The organism is Burkholderia sp. IT-111MI5 (assembly GCF_949752865.1).
In the GTDB taxonomy this organism is placed as follows: domain Bacteria; phylum Pseudomonadota; class Gammaproteobacteria; order Burkholderiales; family Burkholderiaceae; genus Burkholderia; species Burkholderia pyrrocinia_C.
Genome location: NZ_CATKIF010000002.1, coordinates 12,975 through 37,509, shown reverse-complemented (window position 1 = coordinate 37,509; position 24,535 = coordinate 12,975). Strand labels below are relative to the sequence as shown.

At 62.8% G+C, this 24,535-nt stretch carries 20 protein-coding genes and 2 pseudogenes; 2 read left to right on the top strand and 20 right to left on the bottom strand.

Going from position 1 to position 24,535, the window contains the following annotated elements; genetic code table 11:
- Nucleotide 1 precedes the first annotated feature (1 nt).
- Nucleotides 2-1,702, top strand: coding sequence for an NAD(P)/FAD-dependent oxidoreductase (locus ACM6JT_RS01285; RefSeq protein ID WP_414855901.1), 1,701 nt, complete (start codon nt 2-4; stop codon nt 1,700-1,702).
- Nucleotides 1,703-1,726: 24 nt separating this feature from the next.
- Nucleotides 1,727-2,854: a Rieske 2Fe-2S domain-containing protein gene (locus tag ACM6JT_RS01280; RefSeq protein WP_034184325.1), complete on the top strand. Its 1,128-nt coding sequence runs from the start codon at nt 1,727-1,729 to the stop codon at nt 2,852-2,854.
- Between the two features lie 311 nt (nt 2,855-3,165).
- Here ACM6JT_RS01280 and ACM6JT_RS01275 read toward each other — a convergent pair whose 3' ends face one another.
- The 20 genes and pseudogenes from ACM6JT_RS01275 to ACM6JT_RS01180 all read right to left on the bottom strand — a co-directional run bounded on the left by ACM6JT_RS01275 (nt 3,166) and on the right by ACM6JT_RS01180 (nt 24,527).
- Nucleotides 3,166-5,331 carry a glycoside hydrolase family 70 protein gene (locus ACM6JT_RS01275; protein WP_414855842.1) on the bottom strand — a complete coding sequence of 722 codons (2,166 nt, stop codon included), beginning with the start codon at nt 5,329-5,331 and terminating at the stop codon, nt 3,166-3,168.
- Between the two features lie 561 nt (nt 5,332-5,892).
- Nucleotides 5,893-6,024 (bottom strand): annotated as a pseudogene (locus tag ACM6JT_RS01270) (carbohydrate-binding module family 20 domain-containing protein); the annotation flags it as partial.
- A 222-nt stretch (nt 6,025-6,246) separates the two neighbouring features.
- On the bottom strand, nt 6,247-6,684 hold the full coding sequence (locus tag ACM6JT_RS01265) for an Lrp/AsnC family transcriptional regulator (protein WP_414855841.1): 438 nt from the start codon (nt 6,682-6,684) through the stop codon (nt 6,247-6,249).
- Nucleotides 6,681-7,610 (bottom strand): homocysteine S-methyltransferase family protein, encoded by a 930-nt coding sequence (locus ACM6JT_RS01260; RefSeq protein WP_414855840.1) that lies wholly within the window; start codon nt 7,608-7,610, stop codon nt 6,681-6,683. Before ACM6JT_RS01260 ends, ACM6JT_RS01265 begins: the two co-directional genes overlap by 4 nt.
- A gap of 104 nt (nt 7,611-7,714) precedes the next feature.
- Nucleotides 7,715-9,619 carry an ABC transporter permease subunit gene (locus ACM6JT_RS01255; RefSeq protein WP_414855839.1) on the bottom strand — a complete coding sequence of 635 codons (1,905 nt, stop codon included), beginning with the start codon at nt 9,617-9,619 and terminating at the stop codon, nt 7,715-7,717.
- A gap of 13 nt (nt 9,620-9,632) precedes the next feature.
- Nucleotides 9,633-10,310 (bottom strand): ABC transporter permease, encoded by a 678-nt coding sequence (locus tag ACM6JT_RS01250; RefSeq protein WP_407972819.1) that lies wholly within the window; start codon nt 10,308-10,310, stop codon nt 9,633-9,635.
- Nucleotides 10,311-10,382: 72 nt separating this feature from the next.
- Complete coding sequence (locus ACM6JT_RS01245; protein WP_414855838.1) at nt 10,383-11,162, bottom strand: transporter substrate-binding domain-containing protein; 780 nt, start codon at nt 11,160-11,162, stop codon at nt 10,383-10,385.
- A 31-nt stretch (nt 11,163-11,193) separates the two neighbouring features.
- Nucleotides 11,194-11,991, bottom strand: coding sequence for an ABC transporter ATP-binding protein (locus ACM6JT_RS01240; protein WP_407972817.1), 798 nt, complete (start codon nt 11,989-11,991; stop codon nt 11,194-11,196).
- A gap of 81 nt (nt 11,992-12,072) precedes the next feature.
- The gene (locus ACM6JT_RS01235; protein WP_414855837.1) at nt 12,073-13,503 is read right to left on the bottom strand and encodes an aldehyde dehydrogenase family protein; all 1,431 of its coding nucleotides are present in this window, start codon (nt 13,501-13,503) and stop codon (nt 12,073-12,075) included.
- A complete protein-coding gene (locus ACM6JT_RS01230) occupies nt 13,500-14,579 on the bottom strand; it encodes a homoserine dehydrogenase (RefSeq protein ID WP_414855836.1) in 1,080 nt (359 codons plus the stop codon). Before ACM6JT_RS01230 ends, ACM6JT_RS01235 begins: the two co-directional genes overlap by 4 nt.
- A 151-nt stretch (nt 14,580-14,730) precedes the next feature.
- Entirely contained in the window at nt 14,731-15,228 is a 498-nt protein-coding gene (locus ACM6JT_RS01225) for an Lrp/AsnC family transcriptional regulator (protein ID WP_407972814.1), read from the bottom strand.
- Nucleotides 15,229-15,259: 31 nt separating this feature from the next.
- Complete coding sequence (locus ACM6JT_RS01220; protein ID WP_414855835.1) at nt 15,260-15,940, bottom strand: hypothetical protein; 681 nt, start codon at nt 15,938-15,940, stop codon at nt 15,260-15,262.
- A gap of 531 nt (nt 15,941-16,471) precedes the next feature.
- The gene (locus tag ACM6JT_RS01215) at nt 16,472-16,816 is read right to left on the bottom strand and encodes a DMT family transporter (protein WP_414855834.1); all 345 of its coding nucleotides are present in this window, start codon (nt 16,814-16,816) and stop codon (nt 16,472-16,474) included.
- Nucleotides 16,817-17,034: 218 nt separating this feature from the next.
- Nucleotides 17,035-18,738: a GMC family oxidoreductase gene (locus tag ACM6JT_RS01210; protein ID WP_414855833.1), complete on the bottom strand. Its 1,704-nt coding sequence runs from the start codon at nt 18,736-18,738 to the stop codon at nt 17,035-17,037.
- Nucleotides 18,739-18,832: 94 nt separating this feature from the next.
- A complete protein-coding gene (locus tag ACM6JT_RS01205) occupies nt 18,833-19,672 on the bottom strand; it encodes an ABC transporter permease (RefSeq protein WP_414855832.1) in 840 nt (279 codons plus the stop codon).
- A 4-nt stretch (nt 19,673-19,676) separates the two neighbouring features.
- Nucleotides 19,677-20,084 (bottom strand): annotated as a pseudogene (locus ACM6JT_RS01200) (ABC transporter permease); the annotation flags it as partial.
- Nucleotides 20,085-20,303: 219 nt separating this feature from the next.
- Nucleotides 20,304-21,974: a phage integrase family protein gene (locus tag ACM6JT_RS01195; protein ID WP_414855831.1), complete on the bottom strand. Its 1,671-nt coding sequence runs from the start codon at nt 21,972-21,974 to the stop codon at nt 20,304-20,306.
- Nucleotides 21,975-22,071: 97 nt separating this feature from the next.
- Nucleotides 22,072-22,476, bottom strand: coding sequence for a hypothetical protein (locus ACM6JT_RS01190; protein ID WP_414855830.1), 405 nt, complete (start codon nt 22,474-22,476; stop codon nt 22,072-22,074).
- Between the two features lie 91 nt (nt 22,477-22,567).
- Nucleotides 22,568-24,193 carry a hypothetical protein gene (locus ACM6JT_RS01185; RefSeq protein WP_414855829.1) on the bottom strand — a complete coding sequence of 542 codons (1,626 nt, stop codon included), beginning with the start codon at nt 24,191-24,193 and terminating at the stop codon, nt 22,568-22,570.
- 46 nt (nt 24,194-24,239) lie between these two features.
- Nucleotides 24,240-24,527 carry a PAAR domain-containing protein gene (locus ACM6JT_RS01180; protein ID WP_082729073.1) on the bottom strand — a complete coding sequence of 96 codons (288 nt, stop codon included), beginning with the start codon at nt 24,525-24,527 and terminating at the stop codon, nt 24,240-24,242.
- Between the last annotated feature and the right edge of the window lie 8 nt (nt 24,528-24,535).

Sequence of the window (24,535 nt, the reverse complement as noted above, 5' to 3'; positions counted from 1 at the left end):
CATGACTCAGAACAGCCCCGCGAACGGGCGCGACAGCAACCACTTCGACGTGATCATCCTCGGCTCGGGCATGTCCGGCACCCAGATGGGGGCCATCCTGGCCAATCAACAGTTTCGCGTGCTGATCATCGAGGAGTCGTCGCACCCGCGGTTCACGATCGGCGAATCGTCGATCCCCGAGACGTCTCTCATGAACCGCATCATCGCCGATCGCTACGGCATTCCGGAGCTCGACCGCATCACGTCGTTCTACTCGACGCAGCGTTACGTCGCGTCGAGCACGGGCATCAAGCGCAACTTCGGCTTCGTGTTCCACAAGCCCGGCCAGGAGCACGACCCGAAGGAGTTCACGCAGTGCGTCATTCCCGAGCTGCCGTGGGGTCCGGAAAGCCATTATTACCGGCAGGACGTCGACGCCTACCTGTTGCAAGCCGCCATCAAATACGGCTGCACGGTCCGCCAGAAGACGAACGTGACCGAATACCACGCCGACAAAGACGGCGTCGCGGTGACCACCGCCCAGGGCGAACGGTTCACCGGCCGGTACATGATCGACTGTGGAGGCCCCCGCGCGCCGCTCGCGACCAAGTTCAAGCTCCGCGAAGAGCCGTGTCGCTTCAAGACGCACTCGCGCAGCCTCTACACGCACATGCTCGGGGTCAAGCCGTTCGACGACATCTTCAAGGTCAAGGGGCAGCGCTGGCGCTGGCACGAGGGGACCTTGCACCACATGTTCGCGGGCGGCTGGCTGTGGGTGATTCCGTTCAACAACCACCCGCGGTCGACCAACAACCTGGTGAGCGTCGGCCTGCAGCTCGACCCGCGTGTCTACCCGAAAACGGACATCTCGGCGCAGCAGGAATTCGACGAGTTCCTCGCGCGGTTCCCGAGCATCGGCGCGCAGTTCCGGGACGCCGTGCCGGTGCGCGACTGGGTCAAGACCGACCGCCTGCAATTCTCGTCGACCGCCTGCGTCGGCGACCGCTACTGCCTGATGCTGCACGCGAACGGGTTCATCGACCCGCTCTTCTCCCGGGGGCTCGAGAACACCGCGGTGACCATCCACGCACTCGCGGCGCGGCTCATCAAGGCGCTGCGCGACGACGACTTCTCCCCCGAGCGCTTCGAGTACATCGAGCGCCTGCAGCAGAAGCTTCTGGACCACAACGACGACTTCGTCAGCTGCTGCTACACGGCGTTCTCGGATTTCCGCCTGTGGGACGCGTTCCACAGGCTGTGGGCGGTCGGCACGATCCTCGGGCAGTTCCGGCTCGTGCAAGCCCACGCGAGGTTCCGCGCGTCGCGTGACGAGGGCGACCTCGATCACCTCGACAACGACCCACCGTACCTCGGATACCTGTGCGCGGACATGGAGGGGTACTACCAGTTGTTCAACGACGCCAAAGCCGAGGTCGAGGCCGTGAGCGCCGGGCGCAAGCGGGCCGAGGAGGCCGCGGCGCGGATTCACGTCCTCATCGACGAACGAGACTTCGCCAGGCCGATGTTCGGCTTCGGGTACTGCATCACCGGGGCCAAACCGCAGCTCAACAACTCGAAGTACAGCCTGCTGCCGGCGCTGAAGCTGATGCACTGGACGCAAACCAGCGCGCCGGCAGAAGTGAAAAAGTACTTCGACTACAACCCGATGTTCGCGCTGCTCAAGGCGTACATCACGACCCGCATCGGCTTGGCACTGAAGTAGTCGGCCGACATCTACACAAAAACGATGAACGACGTTCAATTGGATCAAGCGGTCGCCAACGAGCATACCCCGGGGGCGTACGACGCGACCACGCGCCTGGCCGCGAGCTGGTACGTCGCGATGCGCTCGGACGACCTCAAGGACAAGCCGACGGAGTTGACGCTCTTCGGCCGTCCGTGCGTGGCGTGGCGCGGCGCGACGGGGCGGGCCGTGGTGATGGACCGCCACTGCTCGCACCTCGGCGCGAACCTGGCTGACGGGCGGGTCAAGGACGGGTGCATCCAGTGCCCGTTTCACCACTGGCGGTACGACGAGCAGGGCCAGTGCGTTCACATCCCCGGCCACAGCCCGGCGGTGAGCCGGCTGGAGCCCGTCCCGCGCGGGGCGCGCCAGCCGACGTTGGTCACCGCCGAGCGATACGGCTACGTGTGGGTCTGGTACGGTTCCCCGCAGCCGCTGCATCCGCTGCCCGAAATCGCCGCGGCCGACGTCGACAACGGCGACTTCATGCACCTGCACTTCGCGTTCGAGACGACGACGGCGGTCTTGCGGATCGTCGAGAACTTCTACGACGCGCAGCACGCGACCCCCGTGCACGCGCTCCCGATCTCGGCCTTCGAGCTCAAGCTCTTCGACGATTGGCGCCGGTGGCCGGAGGTCGAGTCGCTGGCCCGGGCGGGCGCGTGGTTCGGTGCCGGGATCGACTTCACCGTGGACCGGTACTTCGGGCCCCTCGGCATGCTGTCGCGCGCGCTCGGCCTGAACATGTCGCAGATGAACCTGCACTTCGATGGCTACCCCGGCGGGTGCGTCATGACCGTCGCGCTGGACGGAGACTTCAAATACAAGCTGCTCCAGTGCGTGACGCCGGTGAGCGACGGCAAAAACGTCATGCACATGCTCATCTCGATCAAGAAGGTGGGCGGCGCCCTGCGCCGCGCGACCGACTACGTGCTGTTCGGGTTGCAGACCAGGCAGGCCGCGGGGTACGACGTCAAGATCTGGAACGGGATGAAGCCTGACGGCGGCGGCGCATACAGCAGGTACGACAAGCTCGTGCTCAAGTACCGCGCGTTCTACCGGGGCTGGGTCGACCGCGTCGCCGACGCGACTGCTCGACCGCACGTGCCCTCACCTTGGTCGCGATCGTAATCGAGTGTCATCTCGGGTCACCCATCCCTCGGGCGAAATCATGCGGCCGCACAGCAGCTCGGTGAAGCATGCCGGCGAACAAAGCGGCACGGCGATGAGCAGAACGTTGATCCATTCGCGAATGGTAAAACCGTGTGCGTTCAGTCAGGGACAGGGGCGATCGGCAAAGGACCAGAACCGATCCTCTGTTTCGCGAGACCCTCGCTCGTTTCCGCCGGCTCCGGCTCGTGTAGTGTGCCCCCCGATGGTTTCGAGCCGCCGCGGCGCGATCGAAGGATCGCGCCGCGGTGCTCGTCATTGAGCCACGTCTATCAGCTTGCGTAACCCATCATCGAACCCTCCCCCTCGGAAGTCGGCACCCAGACGCCGAGATAGCCGCGCACTTGCGGTGTCGAGGATCCAGTGACATGTACGGTGAGCACGCCGCGTCCATCGGTCTGGAGGCGTTCAGGCCACTGTCCGAACATGTTGGTGAAGGTCTGGTTGGCGTGCTGCAGCCCCATGTCGACGCGAATCGTTGCATCCGTCGCCGGATTGTTGCCGATCACGGTTGCGACGCCTGTACCTCGATCCGTCCCGACGCGCACACTTGCGAGCAGATCTTGTCCGGCTACGGACGGCGACGTGTTCGTCTTGTAATACGTCACAACTTGCGCACCCGCCACGAATTTCTGGCGGATCTTGAGCAGTCGCGTGATTGCGTCGTAATACGGCGTCTTCGTCGACACGTATGCCTTGTCGCTCTCATAGAGGTCGCCGTAGAAGACGGTAGGCACCGTGTCCTTGTTCGTCAGAAGCACGGCATAGGCGGAGGGCACGTTGTAAGGGGCGTATTGCTTGACAGCCTGTTTTCGATCGTTGTCGTAGATCGACATTTGTGCGAGCTGAATTGCCGCGTCCGGCGTGTACCCGGCCTTCTGCGTCGGCGGCACCGGGATCTTCTCGATCACGTTGTGCTCCTGGTCGTGGTTCGTGACGAACGACCAGTTCGGAATGGCCCTGCCGGCACCGAAGCGGGCCTGCCCGACGATCGACTTCGCGAAGATATCGCTGAGCGGCCCCCCCGGGTTCGCCTGTTCCAGGGTGTTGTACATCGTGTAATAAAGAGTGCCGTCGTAGGCCAGCTGGCCGTTCCCGTTGCTGTTCTCGAAGGCGATCTGGGGATCGACGTACGATTCGATCACGCTCAAGTGATTGTTCATGTCGTGGCCGTAGCGTCCCGACATCAATTCCGCCGACTGCCTCAGGATGTCCGTGTTGTAGTGGCCGGCTGCATCGAATCGGAACCCGTCAAAACCATACTTGTCGAGCAGGAACCGCTGCCAGTTCAGCGTCTCGGTCTGCACGGTGGCGTTGCTGTTGTCGATGTCGGAACCGAGCAGGAATTCATATTGGAGGACGTTCTTGTTGACGTTCGCGTTACTTGGCTTGTTGAAGCGGAATGCCGCAGCACCCGCTTCCGATGTCGCCGAATAGCCCGGCTGCAGCGCAAGGTAGTCGTTGGTCGCCTTCGTCACGGCGTCGGCATTGCCGTTGATGATGCTCTGGCGCACGGCGTCATCGCTATTGCCCGGGAAGCCATGTGCGCGCATGTACGACAGGTAGGGCTGAACTGTCGCGTCGCGACGCGGGTCGACATAGTAAAGCAGATACGGTCGATATACCGGGATGGCCGTGGCAGCGCTTTGCGCAGCGTAACTGCCATCGACCGACAGGTAGGTATCGATCGTGTTGAGCGCACCAACGCGTGCCGCATCGGTCGCCGCGAGCCATGCCGGAAGATGGTTTCGCGCATCGCCTGGCCCGTAGTAGCGGTACGGCGCGCCGGCGCCGTCGACCATGATGCGATCGATGCCGAGTGCCTGCGGCGACGTGCCGTTTTCATACTTCGCCTGCCACTGCTTGATTACGCCGTATTGCTTCTGACCAAGACCGCCGCCCTTCGAATACCCCGGGTACAACACATTGCTGGCGGACGGATTGGTCGGATTTCCAAAAATGTCGACTGCCGTCACGCTCGCCACTTCGCGTTGCGAGAAAAACATCTGGTTCGGGACGATGTCGGCTATTGCATTGATGCGCTGCCGGTGCATGCTTTCGATCGCCTCACGAAGTTGGGCACCGGTTCCATATTTCGTCGCAATGGCGTTGCCGCGCCCCTGCGGGAATTCGCCAAGATCGTAGCGGTCGATCACTGCGTAGCCTTCACTGAATCGCCCGTCGTTCAATGCGCGATATGGCGGCGCAAACCAGACGTCCGTGATGCCGAGATTACGGAGTTCCGGTGCTTGCCGTGCAAGCGTCTTGTAGACGGTTCCGTCGTAAGGCTGATAGAAGGCAAAATCCTGATAAATCACATGCTTGTCCAGCATGGCGTTTGATACGAAGATCGGTGCAGTTGCATCTCCTGCAGAGGCAGTAGCCGATGCAAGAAGCCCGACAGCAACCGCAACGACTTTCTTCGATGTGCGAATCATACGTTCTCCAAACCATGTGTGCGACGATTTCCCCTCAAGCTGTGGCGCAGGCCGCACATCGAGAAATGGCGAGCCGTGGCCGCGCTGTTCGGATCGGGGCATGCCCGAACAGCGGCCCTGTGTCGCCTCTTTGTTCCTCGTCGGAATCGACTTTTGTTGTATGAATCGGATGACGCTCGGAAGGACGTCGCTTTTCGATATCCTTGCGCGAGCGGATTGAATGTCGGATGGTTAAAATCTGCTTGACGAATAGAATCACACCTCTAATTTTGTGTCAAACAATTGAATTGATTCGGAAATTTCAATTGGATTTATCGTTCAAACATTGATTCACCGGCGACTTGCACCGCCGCCTCGTGGCAGCTCTGGTGTTGTGCCGGACGCGTCGATCCCGGAAATAAATGCCGCCATAAGTTCTAGCCGGAAATTTAGTCGGAAATTAATTCTGGATTTAACTCTCGATTCAAGTTCATGGCGACCGTCGTAGTCGCGATTCTCCGACAGGAGTGAATTAGCGACTGCCCCGTATCGGCGCACGGGCACCACGACGCTCGCAAGACATCACCAGTTGACCTTGTCGTTCAACGTCACGGCACCTGACGCTGGCGTCGTCAGCATGCGGTTGCGACTGCCTGGAGGGTTTTCCCACGTCACGCCGCCATCGCCGTTCTTTCGATAGTATTTGTACTGAATCGGCGTGTTTCCCACCCAAACGTAATGGCGAAAGCGGACAAACAGATCCCACGGTTCGAACGCTGATCCACCGTCCGTGAGCCGCGCTGGCGAAGTATTTCAGCGAGGTGCGCTGAATCCAAACGATGATGTTGAAGCGCAGCGTAGGCGTGCACGGGCTAGTCTTCGGTGCAAAACGGGCCTCTCTTCGTGCCGATATCGCGACGCTTTCGGGAATTGCCGTCAACGCTTGTGGACAATCGAATCGAGCACAAAACTGGTCGTCATATTCTGCACGCCGTCCATTGCACTAATCGTCGCCCAGATGTCGCTGATGCGCTCGTGCGTGGGCGCTTCTATCTGCACCAACAAATCGACCTCGCCACTGAGGACCGCGCAGTCGCGCACCTCGGCGATCCGCTCGAGTGCGGCAAGCACGTCGGCGCCGCGCATCCGGTCCTTGCGGTAGACGAGCATCACCGCACGCACGGGTGCGACATCGTCGGGCAACGCGAGCCGCACCGTATAGCCTGCAATGATCTTCAACGCCTCAAGCCGGTCGATCCGGTTCCGGACCGCCTGCCTTGACAGGCCGATCCTGTCGGCCAGCACCGCGAGCGGAATCCGCGCATCGGCACACAACGCGTCGATTATCTTTTGGTCCAGGCCGTCGATCTTCATTCGCCGAGCCCGGTGTGCCGGGCGCCGCGTACGTCGACCGCGTCGCGCAATGCCGCGATGTGGCCGGGACCGATTCCGCAACACCCGCCGACGATCTGCGCGCCCAGCGCAAGCCACTGCTCCGCCCATCTTGCATAGCCTGGCGGATCGATGTCACCGCGCAAACCGTGGAGTTCCTCGTTTGCACGCGCATCGGCACGCTGAGGCGGAAACGCGTTCGCATAGGCGCCGATCGCGAGCGACGTTCCCGTTCGCGCGAGCGTGCGCTGCGCCGTCTCGATCGCCGCACCCATCGCCTCCGGCTGGCTGCAGTTGAACAGCAGCGCGGTCGCGCGCGCGGCCACGGCGGCGTCGATCGCTTCGTCGAGCGTCTGCCCCGACCGCAGGACCGGCGTGGCGCCTGCTTCGACGTCGTCGCGCAGCGTGAACGAGACCCAGAGCGGCTTCGGGCTCTCACCTAGCGCGCGCCGGACCGCGCAAATTTCGTCGGTCAGGCTCTGCGTCTCGGCCAGCCAAAGGTCGACGTATGGATCGAGCCCATCGACGAGCGTCGCCAAGATCGCATCCGCGCGCGCCGCGTCGAACAGGTCGGGACGGTAGGAACCGCCCGTCGGCGGAAGCGATCCTGCGACGCGCACCGGCCGCCCCGCGCGATCGGCGGCTTGCTGCGCGAGTTGCCCGGCTAGTGCCGCGAGTGCGACACCGTCGCAACGGAACCGTTCCTCGCCGATATGGAACGGCACGACCGCGTAGCTGTTCGCGGTGATCACGTCGGCACCCGCCGCGACGAATGCGTCGTGCGCAAGGCTGACGTAATGCGGCGCTTCCATCAGCGCGAGCGCCGACCATTCCGGCTGTCTGAACGGTGCGCCCATCCGCGCCAGTTCGCGCCCCATGCCGCCGTCCAGTACCGTGATGTCATGCATAGTCCGTACTCCGTGGTTGTATTGCGCGCATCTCGTGTCCGGATCGATTCAACGTTCGGCGCGACGCGCGCGGGGCGTCGATCGAGCATGCGCGACGGTCCATGTCAGATCTGCTCCAATGCTTGCGCAATATCGCTTTTCAGGTCATCGATGTGCTCGATGCCGACTGAATAGCGGATGAAATTGAGCGGGATGTCGGCTGCACGCATTTGCTCCGCCGACATCGTGCCCGCCCACATGGATGCCGTATGGATCGCGAGCGAATCGACGCCGCCGAGATTGCCTGCATTCAGCGGCAAGCGCAGCGCCTCGACAAAGCGCTGCGCTTCGCCGTAGCCTCCCCGCACGCCGAACGCGACCACGCCGCCGAAACCGCGCATCTGCCGGCATGCGAGCCCATGCTGAGGATGGCTGCGCAGGCCCGGATAGAACACGCGCTCGATCTTCGCGTGAGCTTCCAGGAATTCGGCGAGCGCCTGAGCGTTCGCATTGATCCGCTCGACGCGCATCGGCAGCGTGCGCAGCCCGCGCAGCAGCAGCCACGCGTCCATCGGGGACAGCACCGAGCCGAGCGTAATGTGCGTATGCCAGATCTGCTCGGCGAGCGTGCGGCTCGTGCAGATCACGCCGCCCGTCAGGTCGTGATGGCCGCCCAGATACTTGGTCGCGCTATGTACGACGATGTCGACACCGAGCCGGTGCGGCTGCTGGTTGACCGGCGACGCGAACGTGTTGTCCGCGAGCGTCAGGATGCCGCGCGCTCTTGCGATTTCAGTCACCGCCGCGATGTCGGTCACGAGCAGCAGCGGATTGACCGGCGACTCGAGCACGATCAGCCGTGTGTTCGGCCGGATCGCGCGATCGAACGCGGCCACGTCGGTCTGGTCGACGAACGTCACCTCGACGCCGAACCGGCGCAGCATGTCGTCGAGCATCTTGGTGGTGCTCATGTAATGACGCGTCTGGCCGACGACGTGATCGCCGGCCTTCACGACACTGAGGATCGCGGTCGCGATCGCGCCCATTCCGGATGCCGTGACGAGCGCGGTCTCGGTGCCCTCGAGCTCCGCCATGATCGCCTTCACGCGCTCGTGAACCGGATTGCCATAGCGGGTGTAGTTGCGCGGATGCTGCGGCACGCTCGACATCTCCGCGAATTCCTCGCTGCCGGCTGCCTTGAACACCGCCGAATAGTGAATCGCCGGTGCGACCGACTTCTCGTCGGTCACGTCGCGGTCCGCAGCGAGAGCCAGCGTTTCAAGTTTGTATCCCATGTCGTCCTCGGATCGTTCGTTATGTCGCGTCATGTGGCGCCCGTCACGCACGCTGCCCAGATGGCGATTCAGCAGACCTTCGATGCGTTTGAGCACGGTCGAAAGTACAGCCGTGATGCCGACGTACACGATGCCGGCCACCATCAGCGCGTCGGTCGTATAGGTTTCGATGGAGATGCGCCGCGCGACACCGGTCAGGTCGAGCACGGTAATCGTGCTGGCAAGCGCAGTCGACTTCAGCTGCAGCACGATCTCGTTGCCGAGCGTCGGTGCGACGATGCCGATCGCACGCGGCACGATCACGAACCAGGTGAGCATGAAGCGGCTCATCCCGAACGCGAGCGCGGCCTCCTTCTCGCCGGCCGGGACGCCGGCGATCCCGCCCCGGATGTCTTCCGCCATGTATGCCGCGAGATTGAGCGTCAGCGCGCACAACGCACACGAGAACGATCCGCCGACCAGCAGCCACAGAGGCGACGCACGCACGATCGAGAACTGCGCGAGCCCGTAATACAGCACGAAAATCTGCACCAGCAGCGGCGTGCCGCGAAATACCGACATGAACAGGCGGCTCGGTGTCGACAGCCACCGGCACGCCGACGTGCGCGCGACAGCCAGCGGCACCGCGAGCGCGAACGCAAGCGTGCATGACAGCACCAGCAGCTCGAGCGTGATCCATATGCCGCGCGCGACGTCCGGGCCGGACTGCACGATGAGGGTAAGAATGTCGTTCATCACGTGGTCCTCGTCAGGTACGTTTTGCGTAACCGCGGCCCGCGATGCGCTCGAGCCACGCGAACACGGGGTTTGATGCGGCGAGAAAGCCGAAATAGACGATTCCGACCGTCACGTAAAAAACGAACGGCTGCTTGGTGAACTGCGCGGCGATATTGGCCTTGCGCAACATGTCCTCGAGCCCGACGATCGACACCAGCGACGTGTCCTTCAGCAAGTTCTGCCACATGTTGTTCAGGCTCGGCAGGCAGATGCGCCATGCCTGCGGCAGGCGCACGTACCACAGTGTCTGCAGGCGGGTCATCCCGTACGCGCGCGCTGCCTCGATCTGCCCGACCGGCACCGCGATGAACGCGCCGCGGAACATCTCCGACGAGTAGGCGCCGAACACCACGGCGAGCGCGATCACGCCGGCGGCGAAGGGGCTGAGGACAAAGGCACCATCGAATTGCGCGTTGAGAAAATGCGACAACCCGAAGTAGCAAATCAGCAGGATCAGGAACTCGGGAATGCCGCGCAGGAAATTGGTCAGCGCATAGGTCGCATGTCTGAGCCACGCCAGGCTCGACAGTTTTGCCGACGCACCGGCGATGCCGAGCAGCATGCCGACGCACAGCGCGGCGACTGCAAGCTCCAGCGTGACGAGTGCGCCAGCCGCGATCTGCGCGCCGTAGTTCACCAGGATATCCATCGTAATATCGCTCCGTGTAGGACCCGGATCGCCCAGGCCGCCGTCCGGCGCCTGCGCGGTCCCGATGCGCTGCTATTGCGGCGCGATGCTGAACGGAAAATAGCGCTTGTTGGCTGCGGCGAACGTGCCATCCGCCTGTACCTGCGCGATACCCTTGTCGAACAGCGCCTTCAGCGGCGCGTCGCCCTTGCGTACCGCGATCGCCGTACCGTCGCCGAAGATCTCCGCATCGGCGATCGGCTTGCCGACGAAGTCGAAGCCCTCCTTCCTGCCGGCCTTCGTCAGCCAGTCGTACGCGACCGTGTTGTCGGCGAACACCGCATCGACGCGTCCGGCCTCGAGATCGAGCCACGCCTCGTCGAGCGTCTGATAGACCTTCACGTTGATCCCCGACTTGCCCGCCGGCAGGCGGCGGCGCAGATAGGATTCGTGCGTCGATGCCGTCTGAACGCCGATCGTCCTGCCACGCAGCGTGGCGGCGTTGTCCGTGATGCCCGAGCCCTGCTTCGCGACGAGCTGCACGGGTGCCGTCGTGAAAATGCGCGTGAAGTCCACCGACTGCTCACGCTCCGGCGTCTTCGACATTTGCGCGAGCACCGCATCGATCTGCTTCGCCTTGAGTGCCGGAATCAACGCGTCGAAGTCCATCGTCACCCATTGGCACTTGACCTTCATCGTGTCGCACATCTTCTTGCCGATGTCGATTTCCATACCCTGCAGCTTGCCGGACGCATCCTTGTATTCGAATGGCGCGTAATCGGCGAGCGTGCCGATTCGCACGACCTGCTCGGCATGCGCGACCGATCCGAGCAATGCCGCGCCCGCGCACAACAACTGAAGCAGCTTCTTCATGGTTTCCCCTCCGGTTGACATTGAATCCGCATCAGATGATGCTGGACAGAAACTTCTGGAAACGCGGCGACTTCTGGCGCGCGAACACCTCGTCGGGACTGCCGTCTTCCTCGATTCGTCCCTGGTGGACGAACACGACGCGGTTCGCGACTTCGCGCGCAAACCCCATCTCGTGCGTGACGACGAGCATCGTTCGTCCCTCGTCGGCCAGCGAGCGCATCACTTTCAATACTTCGCCGACAAGCTCGGGATCGAGCGCCGACGTCGGCTCGTCGAACAGCATCACGTCGGGGTCGGTCGCGAGTGCACGTGCAATCGCGACGCGCTGCTGCTGGCCGCCCGACAGCTGGTTCGGATAGTGTTCGCACTTGCCGGCGAGCCCGACCCGTTCGAGCATCGCGATCGCCTTGTCGCGTGCATCGCGCTTCGGCATGCCGAGTACGCGCACCGGCACGAACATCACGTTCTGCAGCACGGTCATGTGCGCCCAGAGATTGAACTGCTGGAACACCATCGCGAGCTTGCGGCGCACGCGCATCACTTGCTGCGCATCGGCCGCGACGAGCGTGCCGTCGCGGCCTGCCGGCTTCAGCGCGAGCGTTTCACCGTTCACGCAGATCCGGCCGCGGTCGGGCATCTCCAGCAAGTTGATGCACCTGAGGAACGTACTCTTGCCCGACCCGCTGCTGCCGAGGATCGACACGACCTCGTGATTCCTCGCGGTCAGCGAGATGCCCTTCAGCACCTCGACACCGTTGAACGACTTGTGAATGTCCTCGACCACCAGCGCGTCCGCCGCCGGCTTGCATGCAGGAATTGCTGCTGGCATCCTCGACTCCTTCTTCAATACATTGCACACACCGCTCCGGTTCGCGCCGCGCCGGCACCGCCAGGTGCCGGCGCTCGCGCATCAGCTCGACAGCCGCCGGTTGCGCCTGAAGCAGACCACCTTCGGCTGCGTCATTTCCGTCATCGCGAACCGAACGCCTTCGCGGCCCAGCGACCCATGCTTGAACCCGCCGAACGGCATGCCGTCGAAGCGGTAATCGGACGAATCGTTGATCATCACGCCGCCCGCCTGCAGACGCTCCGCCGCGCCGAGCGCCACTTCCAGCCGGCTGGTGAACACGCCTGCATGCAGGCAGCTCTCCGACGCGTTGGCCGCGTCGAGCGCCTGCTGCAGGTCGGTGAATTGCTCGATCGTCACGACCGGCGCGAATACCTCGTCGGTCCATACACGCGCGTCGTGCGGCACATCCGCGAGCACCGTCGGTTCATACAGCGCCCCGCGCCGCCGATGGCCGGTCAGCACCGTCGCACCGCACGCGACCGCTTCGTCGACCCAGCGTTCGACGCGGATCGCCTGTTCCTCGCCGATCATCGGCCCCATGTCGGTTGCATCGTCCAGTGGATCGCCGACGACCATCCTGCCGGTCAGCTCGACGAAATACCGAACGAACGGCTCGTACGCGGCCTCGGCGACAAAGATCCGCTGCGTGCCGATGCAGTTCTGTCCCGCGGCCCAGAACGCGCCCGACACGCAGGATTCGGCGGCCTCCTTCAGGTCGCAGTCGGCCATGACGATCACCGGCGCGTTTCCGCCCAGGTCCATCGCGATCTTCTTGAGTCCCGCATCGCGCGTGATGGCTTCGGCGGTCTGCGGGCCACCGGTAAAGGTCACCATCCGGATCCGCCGGTCGCGCACCAGCGCCGACGCGATGTCCGCGCCGCCGTGCACGATCTGCAGCGCGTCGCGCGGCGCACCGGCATCCCATAGCACCTCGACGAGCGCCTGTGCGGACAGTGGCGCGAGCAACGAGGGCTTCAGGATTACTGCATTGCCGGTCGCGATCGCCGGCCCGAGCTTGTGTGCCACGAGGTTCAGCGGGTCGTTGAAGGGCGTAATCGCGAGAATCACGCCCAGCGGTTCCAGCGTGTAGTAGCCGCTGCGATCCTCGGAGCCGGGATACCCGTCGAACGGGATCGTCTCGCCGTTGAGTCGTTTCGCTTCCTCGCCCGACAGGCGCAGCGTGTTCACGCAGCGCGCGACTTCCTTACGGGCCTGCCGCAACGGCTTGCCCGCTTCGAGCGCGATCGTGCGGGCAAATGTCTCCGCTTGTGCCTCCACGCTCGCGGCTGCGCGAAACAGGATGTCGGCCCGCCCGCTGCGCGGCATGGTTGCGGCCGCGCGCGCGCCGTCGAGCGCACGCTCGACGAGAACCGGCGCCGCATCGGCACGCGACAAATGAACCTGGCCGACGATCGAGCCGTCATACGGCGACCGAACATCGGCTACACCGGCTCCCGTGCAGTCGCTCATGACCGCATCGCGCGCGCTCATGCTGTCACCTCGTGCGAAGCTGCGCCGATTCTGTCCGCGAGTTCGATCAGGTCGGAGAGGATCGCAAACGCCGTCTCCTCGCGCCCCGCACCCGGCCCGCTGATCGTCACGCCGCCGAGCACGTCGGTGTCGAACGTAATCGCGTTCGTCACGCCGCTCGCGGCAAGCAGCGGATGGCCGGCCGGCAGCTTGCGCGGTTCGACACACGCGGTAACGGTGCCGTCCGGATGGCGGGCAGCAGAACCGATCAGCCGCCAGGACATGCGCTCCGCCGCCGCCGCGCGCACGTCGTCCTCGGTCAGCTCGACGATGCCGCGGCATGTCACGTCGCCACGCTTGAGTCCGGCATTCCACAGTGCGTTGGCCAGAATGACGACCTTCAGCTGAACGTCCGAACCGTTGACGTCGGCCGCCGGGTTTGCCTCCGCATAGCCGCGCTGCTGCGCATCGCGGATCGCCGCATCGAAGCTCGCGCCGGCCTCGACCTCGCCGAGCACGTAATTCGACGTGCCGTTCAGGATGCCGGCGAAGCCGTTGATGTCGCAGCCGCGCAGCGACGTCGCGAGCTGCCGCAGCACCGGCGTGCCGCTCATCACCGTGCCCTCGTACATCACGCAAGCACCCGATTGCGCGGCGATCCGCGCCAGTGCCGGCTGCGCGAGCGCGATCGGCCCCTTGTTGGTCGTGATCACGTGCTTGCCGCATTCGAGCGCGGTACGGCAATGCGACAGCGCAGGCTCACCGGTGTTCGGATCAGTGAAGGTCGCCTCGATGACGACATCCACGTGGTCCGATGCGATGGCCTTCAGTACCGCACCGAGGCCGACGTCCGGCGACACCAGCGTGCCGGGATCGCGGCGCAGCGCATCGGCATCGACGCCCCGTCGAGCGGTTTCGTCGAGGACGTCCAGCGCGATCCCGCGAGGATTCGTCGCGATCCCGAGCCGCAGGTCGGCGACCATCGTCACCGATACGTCGAGTCCCGCCGCACCCAGCATCGCGCGCTTCTTTTTGAGCAGTTCGACCAGTCCCTGATTGACTCCGCCGAAACCGACCAGTGCCAGTTTGAGTTCCATCTTGATCATCTCCTGTTCATTGACTACATGACACAGGTTAGTTATGCGAATCGATTTTCAAATTAGGCGTTTCGCCCGATTCAGGCAGTCACCCGTTGCGGTTTGTCACGCGGAACGGGCAGATCGACCGTCGCCGCGCGAAAAAGGCGTGTCAGGTGACCGACGGTTCGTCGTCGCCATCCTTGTCGACCGGCACGAACAGCCCGACCTTGACCGCGCTCAGCACGACGTTCGTGTTGATGCGGCGAATCATCGGGTTGCTCTGCATGATCCGCGCGGACAGTCGGTCGTACGCCTCGACGTCGCGTGCGGTGATGATCGCGATCAGGTCGACGGACCCGGTCACGTAGTAGATCTGCTGGATTTCGTCATGCGCCTTCGACCACTCGCGGAACCTGGCGACCGTCTCGTAGTTTTCGCGTTCGATCTCGATCGCAGCGATGAATGTCATGGGTCGGCCAACCGCCGCGCGATCGACCACCGCGATTTCCGCCGAAATGATCTTTTCGGTGCGCATGCGCTTCAGCCGCTTCTGCACGGCCGACGTGGACAGACCGATCCGTTCGGCAATGGCGTCCGCAGTCGCGGTGCAATCGCGCTGGACGATATTCAGGATCTTGCGGTCGAAGGAGTCGAGTGCGTCGGTCATGGCGTGGCCTGCCGGAGAACGGGTGCTTGCGTCAAAGATAGAAAGGTCGGGCCGATCTGAGCCCGACCAGATGCCGGACACGGTCGAACGCGGTGACGAGCTTTTCGCGCCACTGCGCCACCGGCCCGCAGATGCGTACCGGTGCGAAATGGATCGTATCCACACCTGCGGGAATGCGGAACGGACGTTCGATGCCATCGTCCGATTCGGTCACGAGTGCGGTGCCGTCGACTTCGGTCAGGCTCATCAACAGATGGGCGGGTGCAGTCGCACCCAGCAGGTCGCGCAGAGGCGACTCGTTCGCGGACAACTGCTCGAGCAGCGGCAACTCGTACGCGCCGGGCCACCAGGTGTCGTCCTCGTCGAGCCATGGGCCGACGCCCGGCATTCCGACCATCTCGAGGATCCGGTTCGCACCGAGATGCGCATAGGCGCGACACCGGCCGGCCCCATCGGTCGAAGAGCGCGCCAGCCAGCCGCCGGCGCTCGGGACAGGGTCCGTCAACACGACGTTCGCAGGCTTCAGTTGGCCGAGCATTTCAGCCGCGCTTGCAGCGGATCGGTGCCCTTCGCAGGACCTCTGTGCGTGATCCGGGACGATGCTGCACACCCACTTGGGACCATCCTGCAAGGCGGCCGGGACGTCGCCGGCCCGGACTTGAGCGGTTCGCCTGCGGGCGTGTTCAACGATGACGATTGGCGTGTCCGGCATATAACTCTCTCGTGCTTGCGGGGCCGCGTCGTAGAGATCCTGGCGCACTTCGTGGATTGGCAACGATGTTGGGGGCTGAGGAAATAATATCGCGGGGATGCGACCAAAAAAATCTCAACAGCCATGAATTTCGACGCAAAGCGTCGAAAAACGTGGACAGCTGGACGTTTGGCATTCATCCGGGGTCTCGGCAGGTCCGGTGACGGGTGCGGGCGGGAAGATGACAACATCCGCGAGCAGGCCACCACGCTCCGCGGGCGCCCGATGGCGCGAGGCAAATCTGCTATCGGCCATGGGTGGCTCATACCACGAAGCAACCCCGCCGAGCACGGTGATTGCTTGAGCATCGGATCGCCGAGAAAGCCCGCAATCATGAAGGAGACGGGCACGCACCGGCCGCCGATATCGGCTCACGCCGGCTGCCACGCTCAGGTATCCGATGAACGGGGCCTAATGGTAGGCAACCGAACGAACACGCGCAGCGGCGATGAATTGATGCCTTATTCCATTGATTTACATCGATACGCTGAGCTACACGCCTTCCTGCAGTTGCAGACCTACGATGCCCACGACTACGAGAGCAATGCAGATCAGCCGCCCGACGAAGGCGGGCTCATGGAACCAGACGACGCCAACCAAGGCCGTTCCCGCTGCACCAATGCCTGCCCATACGGCGTAAGCGTCTCCTAGCGGGAGGACTGTCAATGTGAGACTCATTAGCCACACGCTCAGTACGGCTGCCACGATCGATATCCCGCCGGGCAGTACTTTTGTGTAGCTCTCAGAGAGCTTCATCGTCACGGAGAAGACAACTTCCAATAAGCCGGAAGCGACAACGATCGACCAGGCAGCAAGCGGACTGGAGACGACAAACATGGGCCCCGCCTTCAGGTTGGATGTGGTCGACAGAGCGTATCAAAGTATTTCCTCTCACGGAAATCGGAATCGAAGAAAGCGGCTGACTGGCCAGTCGCGGATGTTATTTTTCACTTGACGCCGGACCCGTCAAGAGGCCTCAACTCAAATGCCAATGCCATGGACGACCGGGATTCCGGAGTGACAACGTCAATTTTCTGTACGCCAGTACCTGTTCTTTATGTCGACAATACTCCGCCACGAATTGTCTCCGCCGACCTGGCTTCCCGCTTTCGATCTGCACGAATCATCTCGCTAGCGCGCTCCGCGATCATCAGCGTCGGCGAATTAGTATTGCCGGACGTGATCGTTGGCATGACCGACGCATCGACGACTCGCAAGCCGCTCACGCCGCGCACGCGAAGCCGGGAATCGACGACCGAGCCCGGATCGTCCGCCCTTCCCATCCGGCAGGTTCCAACCGGATGAAAGATGGTTGTTCCGACGTTGCCGGCCGCATACTGCAACTCCTCCTCGGTCTGGAACTGAATGCCGGGCAATATTTCCTGCGGGCGAAACCGCTCGAGCGCGGGTGCCGCAACAATGCGCCGGGTCAACCGCAGCGCGTTGGCCGCGACGTGGCGGTCTTCCTGAGTCGACAGATAGTTGGGTGCAATACTCGGTGCCATCAGCGGATCATTCGACGTGATGTGTACGCTACCTCGCGACGACGGACGCAATTGACAAACGGACGCCGTAAACGCGTCGAACGGATGCAGCGGTTCGCCGAACCGTTCGAGCGACAGCGGCTGTACATGGTACTGGACGTCGGGGCGCGTCAGCGTCTTATCGTTCGGGTCCGACTTTGCAAACACACCGAGCTGCGACGGCGCCATCGCCATCGGCCCGCTTCTGAACAGTCCGTATTCGAGTCCGATCATCAGCTTGCCCCACCAATGTGCACTGAGCGTGTTCAAGGTCCGCACACCTTCTACCTTGAATGCCATGCGCAATTGCAGATGATCCTGCAGATTCTCGCCGACGCCGCGCAGATCTTCCACCACCTCGATTCCAAGCTTCGCCAGACGATCGGCATTTCCGATTCCCGACAATTCCAGCAATTGCGGAGAATTGACCGCGCCGGCACACAGGATCACTTCACGCTTTGCCTTGGCAATGCGCGGTCCGTCGCCGAGACGAAACTCGATTCCGGCGCAGCGCTTGTTCTCGAACAGGAGTCGTCGGGTCTGCGCGTTCGTCAGAATCGTCAGGTTCCCCCGCTTCGCTACGGGTCGTAGATAGCCTTTCGACGCATTCCAGCGAATGCCGTGCTTCTGATTGACGTCGAAATATCCGACGCCGGTGTTGTCGCCGCGATTGAAATCGTCCGTTGCGGGTATGCCGGTCTGCTCAGCGGCTTGCGCGAACGTTTCGAGAATGTCCCATTTCAGCCTCTGCTTTTCTACCCGCCACGGGCCGCCGGCGCCATGAGCATCGCTTGCACCGCCGTGATAGTCCTCGCTCACCTTGAACGTTTCGAGCACCGAGTCCCATTGCCAGGACGAGTCGCCCGTCATTCGCGCCCATCCGTCGTAATCCTCTCGCTGACCGCGCATGTAGATCATGCCGTTGATCGACGAGCATCCACCCAGAACCCGGCCTCTCGGATAGGACAGCGCCCTGCCGTTCAATCCGGCCTCGTCACGGGTCTTGTAACGCCAGTCGGTCCGTGCGTTTCCGATGCAATAGAGATACCCCACCGGAATGTGAATCCAGTGGTAGTTATCCTTCCCACCCGCCTCGATCAGCAGCACGGATACGTCTTCGTCCTCGCTCAAGCGATTCGCGACCGCGCAGCCAGCCGTACCCGCTCCGACCACGATATAGTCGAACTCGCCAACCGATTGCGTCGCGCGGGCTTCATTGACCTCTCCTGCCGACATCTTGCCTCCTGGATTATTTGCATAACACCTGCGCGTCGTTCCGGACACTTGCCGCCACCAGAGCAAATCCGATCACCTACCGGCACAGGCAACGTCAGGTCAACATCTGCCTCGCGACGGATCGGGAACGCAACCATTCCATGGTGATCAGCAGCAGACTTGAGAAGACGATGAAAATGGACGCGAGCGCAGCGACCGTGGGCGTGATGTTTTCGCGAATCCCGATGAACATCTGAAGCGGAAGCGTTCCCTGCGTCGGACCGGCGATGAACATCGTGATCACGACGTCGTCCAGCGACGTAGCGAACGCAAACAGCGCGCCGGAAATCACCCCTGGCGCAATGATCGGCAACGTAACGGCAAAAAATGTTCGTACCGGCGATGCCCCCAGGCTCAGGCTGGCTCGCACATAGTTCTGGTTGAAGCCGGCAAGCGTCGCATTGACCGTAACCACGACGAACGGCGCGGCGATCACCGTATGCCCGAATATCAGTCCGGTATACGTTCCGGCCAGTCCCCATCGTGCAAACAGCAGGTACATCCCGACGCCGGTGACGATGACCGGGACGATCATCGGCGAGATCAGGATGGCGACCAGCAAACCCTTGCCCCTGAACGACGCCTTGTTCAATCCCAATGCCGCCAGCGTTCCGAGGACGGTCGCAACGATCGTCGCTATCGGCGTCACGATGAAGCTGTTTGCGCCGGCGCGTGCCCAGTCCGTGGACGTGAACAGATTGTGATACCACCTGAACGAGAATCCGTGTATCGGATAGACGAGAAATGAGTTCTCGTTGAACGAAAGCGGAATGATCGCCAGGATCGGCAAAATCAAAAACAGTAGTACCACGACGTTTGCCGATCGCAGTGCGTAATGCCATACGATTTCCGGCGTCGACATGTAGGGCGCGAAACGCGGCACGTGAGTTTTCATGATGCTAAGCCACCTTGATTTCCGAACCGACGATCCTTCGATAGAGCGCGAAGAGCACCAGCGTCACCAGGAGAAGGACCGCACCGAGCGCGCAGGCCATCCCCCAATTCAGGGCCACGTTGGTGAAATACGCGATGTAGTAACTGACCATCTGGTCGCCGGCGCCACCGAGCAGCGCGGGGGTGATGTAGTAGCCCAGCGAGGTAATGAATACCAGCAACCCGCCCGCGCCGACACCGGGAAGCGTCTGCGGCACGTAGACTTTCCAGAATGCCCCGAATGGATGACTGCCGAGAGAAATGGCCGCTTTCGTGTAACTCGAAGGAATCGACTTCATCACGCTGTAGAGCGGTAGGATCATGAATGGCAGCAAGATGTGCGTCATCGCGATCAACACCCCCGTCCGGTTGAAGGGGTAATCGTCCTTTTCGTGCAAAATCTGGCGGTTTCGCTCCGAAATCCATTAACAATCAACAATATAAAGAGATTCCGATTTCGCTGGGCGACGTCCTTCAGATGCGAAATCTGGCGCTTAGTGGCCGAACATGAAAAGCGCGATTTCCTATCATAAGCCTCACGGTTATGGAAAATCGTTCGCTTATCCTCAAATCGCTATAAAACCGCCGCCCGCTCATTTTCGTGCGGCAAACGCCTGATCGAACTGCCGAGCGCGCCGCACTTCGTCGCTATGCAGATAGGTCGATGTCGTCGAGATCGACGCGTGGCGCAGGTTGTCGCGCACCATGATCAGCTCGGCGCCCCGCGCCAACGCATGCGATGCATGCGTGTGGCGCATCCAATGCGGACTCGCGCGGCGCAGTTTCTCCGCCGTTGCCGGCCGCTCGTTCTGAATCACCTCGGCCGCCAGCACGAAGAATCGCCTCAGCACGCGCCAGAGTCGCGTGCTTTCGATGCGAGCGCCATCCTCCTCGAGACTCGCGACAAGCGGTGTCGCTGGGTTCCAACGCACTGGCGTGACCGGCAGGCCGCGCTGCACAAGGTACTGGTCGAGCGCCGTCCGCGCCAGTGCCGGCAACGTCACCTTCCCGCGCTTGCTGCCCTTGCCGAGCACGTGCAGCCAATGATCGCCGTGCTCGTCCCGGCGTATATCGGCGAGCGTCGCGCCGACCAGTTCGCTCGCGCGCAGGCCGGTTGCGTAGCCGAAGTCCAGCAGAAAGCGCAGACGCTGAGCGGCTGGCACGCTCCAACCGTAGGACCACTCGAGGCCGTCGGCAAGCGCACGGATCAGCAGCCACTCGCCCTCGGAGAACCCACGCGACACGTCTAATCCCGCGCGTGGCGCATGGTTCTTGACCTTCACGCCGGCGAACGGATTCGCGAGTACGTAGCGCTGCTCCATCAGCCAGCGGAACAGCGCCGACAGGACATTCAGTGCGTAGGCCGCGGATCGTGCCGATAGCGGGCCAGTGAATGGCCGCCATTCGGTACTGTGCCGCGGGCGCGACGGCCCGACCCAGTGCTCGCGAGGTGTGGGCCGGCGCAGGAACGCGCGGTACGCGATCGCATCGTCGGTGGTGAGCGACGACAGCGCGCGGCCGCGCTCGATGATCGCCCACAGAATAAGGCGATCTGCTTCCTTTCGGTACGCGCGTTGCGTGGCGGCCGATTCGTGCAGCGACAGCCAGGACTGAATCGCTTCGTAGTCGTTGGACGCATTTAGCAGGCAGGCGGTTTGTGGGGCGCGGAACTGTCCGTGCGAGCCGTCGACTTCGTGCGGCACGCGCAGCTGTTCCCACGGCACGATGTCCCCTGCGGGCGCCGCGACGATCAAGGCCCGTGCCCGCTCAGTCAACGCTGGGTGGGCGGCGAAGAATGCCTCCACGTGGCGCGCGCCGGCGACGCCGAGTCCGTCGATCGCAGTCCACCAGCGGCGCCGGCGCGGAATCCGCACGGTCAGCTCGGCCAGCGTCCGAATGCCATGCGCCCGCAGCGCGGCCATGACGCGAGGCGGCAACCATTGATCGATGGCGTCGGCGATGTGCGGTTCCGGCGCCGGCAGGTTGCGTAACGTCTCGATCGCGCGCGCGATGGTGTCGGCCGACGCAGCGGACCGATCGCTGAAGACCTCCGCCAGATCGCCTCGGTGTCGGCTCGTCGCGAACGCGGCCAAGGCGCGCCGGATTCGGCCGAGCACGCCGCGCGCGGATATCCCGGGCGCCTTGCGGTCGCCCAGATAGCGCGCGACGACCGCCCGAGTGTTGAGCCCGGCATACCAGGCACGCAGCGCGGCCAGTTCGGCGTCGTCAGGGAAGGTGACGGATTCGGTCTGACGCGTTTTCATACTTGCCAGTTTAGACCAAAAACAACTATGGGCAGATAAGAAAAGTTATCTGTCCATCGTCACTCTCATGCTGACAAACGCCTTTCAATCGTAGTTCTCAGGTACCCGCTGTGGCCGCAATCGGCGACCGCTTGCCGGCCACGATGTAGTGTTGCAGCCGTTTCCAGGCGTCTAGGTAGCGATGCCACGGGACAGCAGCCAGCTGTTCGTCGTGAACAACGAGAATTCGCTCGACGATCGCCAGTTCGTGGTCTAGCAGCAGGCAGCGCTCGCCTTGCTCAGCCCGCGTGACGCACGCATTGAGCGCCGCTTCGGCGCGCCGATACAGATCAAAATCCGCGCCGGCCGACGTCGCCTCCCGCAGATAGAACGCGAGGTACACGACGCGCACCAGGCAACTCACCTGATCGAGGTCGCCGCGGCCGCCACGCACGGTGGCCAGGGCGAGATGGTTCTCCAGAGACAGCGCTCGGATCTTTTCGGTCGGCAGCGGCAACAACATTTCTCTCGTCAGGCCCGATCGACCGGGCCTTTGCGACGAACTCTTCCTGCGTCCCATCTTATTCATTCACGACTCAATTTCGACCACCTCATCATGTCAGACCCAAACGATCCGCTCTGACGAGGGTCGGGCCGATGAAGACCAGTTTGCGCAATGACCGCTGCGGACCGTGGGGCTGCATCTTAAAGTGCGGCCGCCGCCAGTGACCCCGGACCTCCCGATGCGCACCATCCGATGGGGAAGATGGGGCGGGTGCGGCATCGAGCACGGCGGGTCCGATGACATGACGGTCGTACAGCATTTCGATTTGCGCCAGCCGCTCAGTGCGCTTGCGCTTGCCCAATCCGCCGAACTCACGCGGCGCGGTCGTGTAGGCGCGATCCTGTACGACTTGCGCCTCGCCAGTCGCCAGATATAGCAGCATCTTGATCGCGTAGTCGAGCACCCGTCTCCAGTGCTGCACCGTGGTGGCAGTCGTATCGGCGTCGGCTTGCTGTTTCTGCGTCAAATCAATACCGATGTCATCGAGAAATTGCCGAATGGTCTTTTGGGGATCGTCGAGTGGGATTGCGATGTAGCCTGTTTCGAGCCAGTCTTCGGCCCGGACATCGGTCCAGAACATCACATTGATGACGTCGCTGGTCGCGTATCCGGAGTGCGATCCCGGCCCGCGGCGAAGCAGCATGATGACGTCCAGTCCACCTCGATGCCCCCACCACGACGGGTCGGGAATAATGCACATCGTGTCGGCCGGCAACTCGATGGTGCCAACCGGCACGTCCTCTGCAATAAACGCATCGTCGAGCAAGTGGTGCAGCGGCGGTGTGGGCTCGAACAAGACGCCCTCGCACGCGTCGAACATTTGCCAGCACAGGGTGCCGTGGGCACGAGCGCGATCGTGAGTGCTTCGAAACAGTGTCGGGCTACCGTTGCTCCACCATTCGAGATAAGTGCCGAAATCCGATCGCATGAGCGAAATCGGGTCTTCCCGCAGCCGCTGGGTAAACTCGGCGCCTGACTGGCCCGCAGCCTGTCGAACGCGAGTCCAAGCGTCGAGCGCGCCACAGGCTCGGTAGCGCACCGGCATGGGCAGGCGCGCGAATCGGTCATCTGCGGCCTGCTCGGTTTTGAGCAGCGCCGCGCGAATCAGATCCGCGATCGACGGAGTATCGGGAACGAGGCGTGTCGGGCCTGGTTGCTTCACGCTTGCGAAGGGGGTCGTTGTGCGGTGCGCCTGCTGTATCAGTGGCATATCGTGCCGTGCGACGTGGAATCGGGCCACGATCACTGGGCTGTACTCGACACGAATACGCATGGCGTGCGGCGGCAGGACGGGTTGTCCGCTCGTTCGCGCCAAGACCACCTGCACGCCCGCCGTTGCCGTCAGCGTCACACATTCGTTCACTTCCAGGCGACCGTGTCGCTGGATCAAGACCTCGGCAACGGAACGCCATGCTTGGCTGCTGTATTGCATCAGCTCGGCCGGGCCACTGTCGGGGGGAAGCGGGCGAGCCTCAATCCGCATCGACAGTTCCGGCAGAAGGTCTTGGCAGATGACGGGCTTGCCGCGCAATTCGAGCGACGCCGTCATCGCCAGGCTGAAGAGGTCCGGCGTGTCGAGCGCATCGCCAAACACGTCCAGTTCGTGTCCCTCGGAGAAAAGCGGCTTGTCAGGCAAGGCAATCCCGCTGGGTTCCAGGAAATCGGGAGTCGTCATCGCGACGTTGGGATCGGGTGCATTAGCCAAAACTCGACGCCTCGGTTCAGACATCGACGTACGACACCGACTGCGACGCCACCAGTTTTGGTGGTGCAGGGCATGCGCACATGCACAGATCGTCACTCAATGCTGCCTCGCGCCCGTCCGGCCCGGTAGTGGAAATCCGCGGGCCGGTGCACGCGATCTTGCCCAACGTCTTGCAGACCGGGCACCACACCGGATCGTGCTCATAGGCTTGCTCTCGACCTCCGATCAAATCGGTGCCGTCACCGCCTTGTACGATACCGCCGACGGTCGTCGTGTCGCCCTTCACGATGTCGTAACGTCGCATGGCGTCTC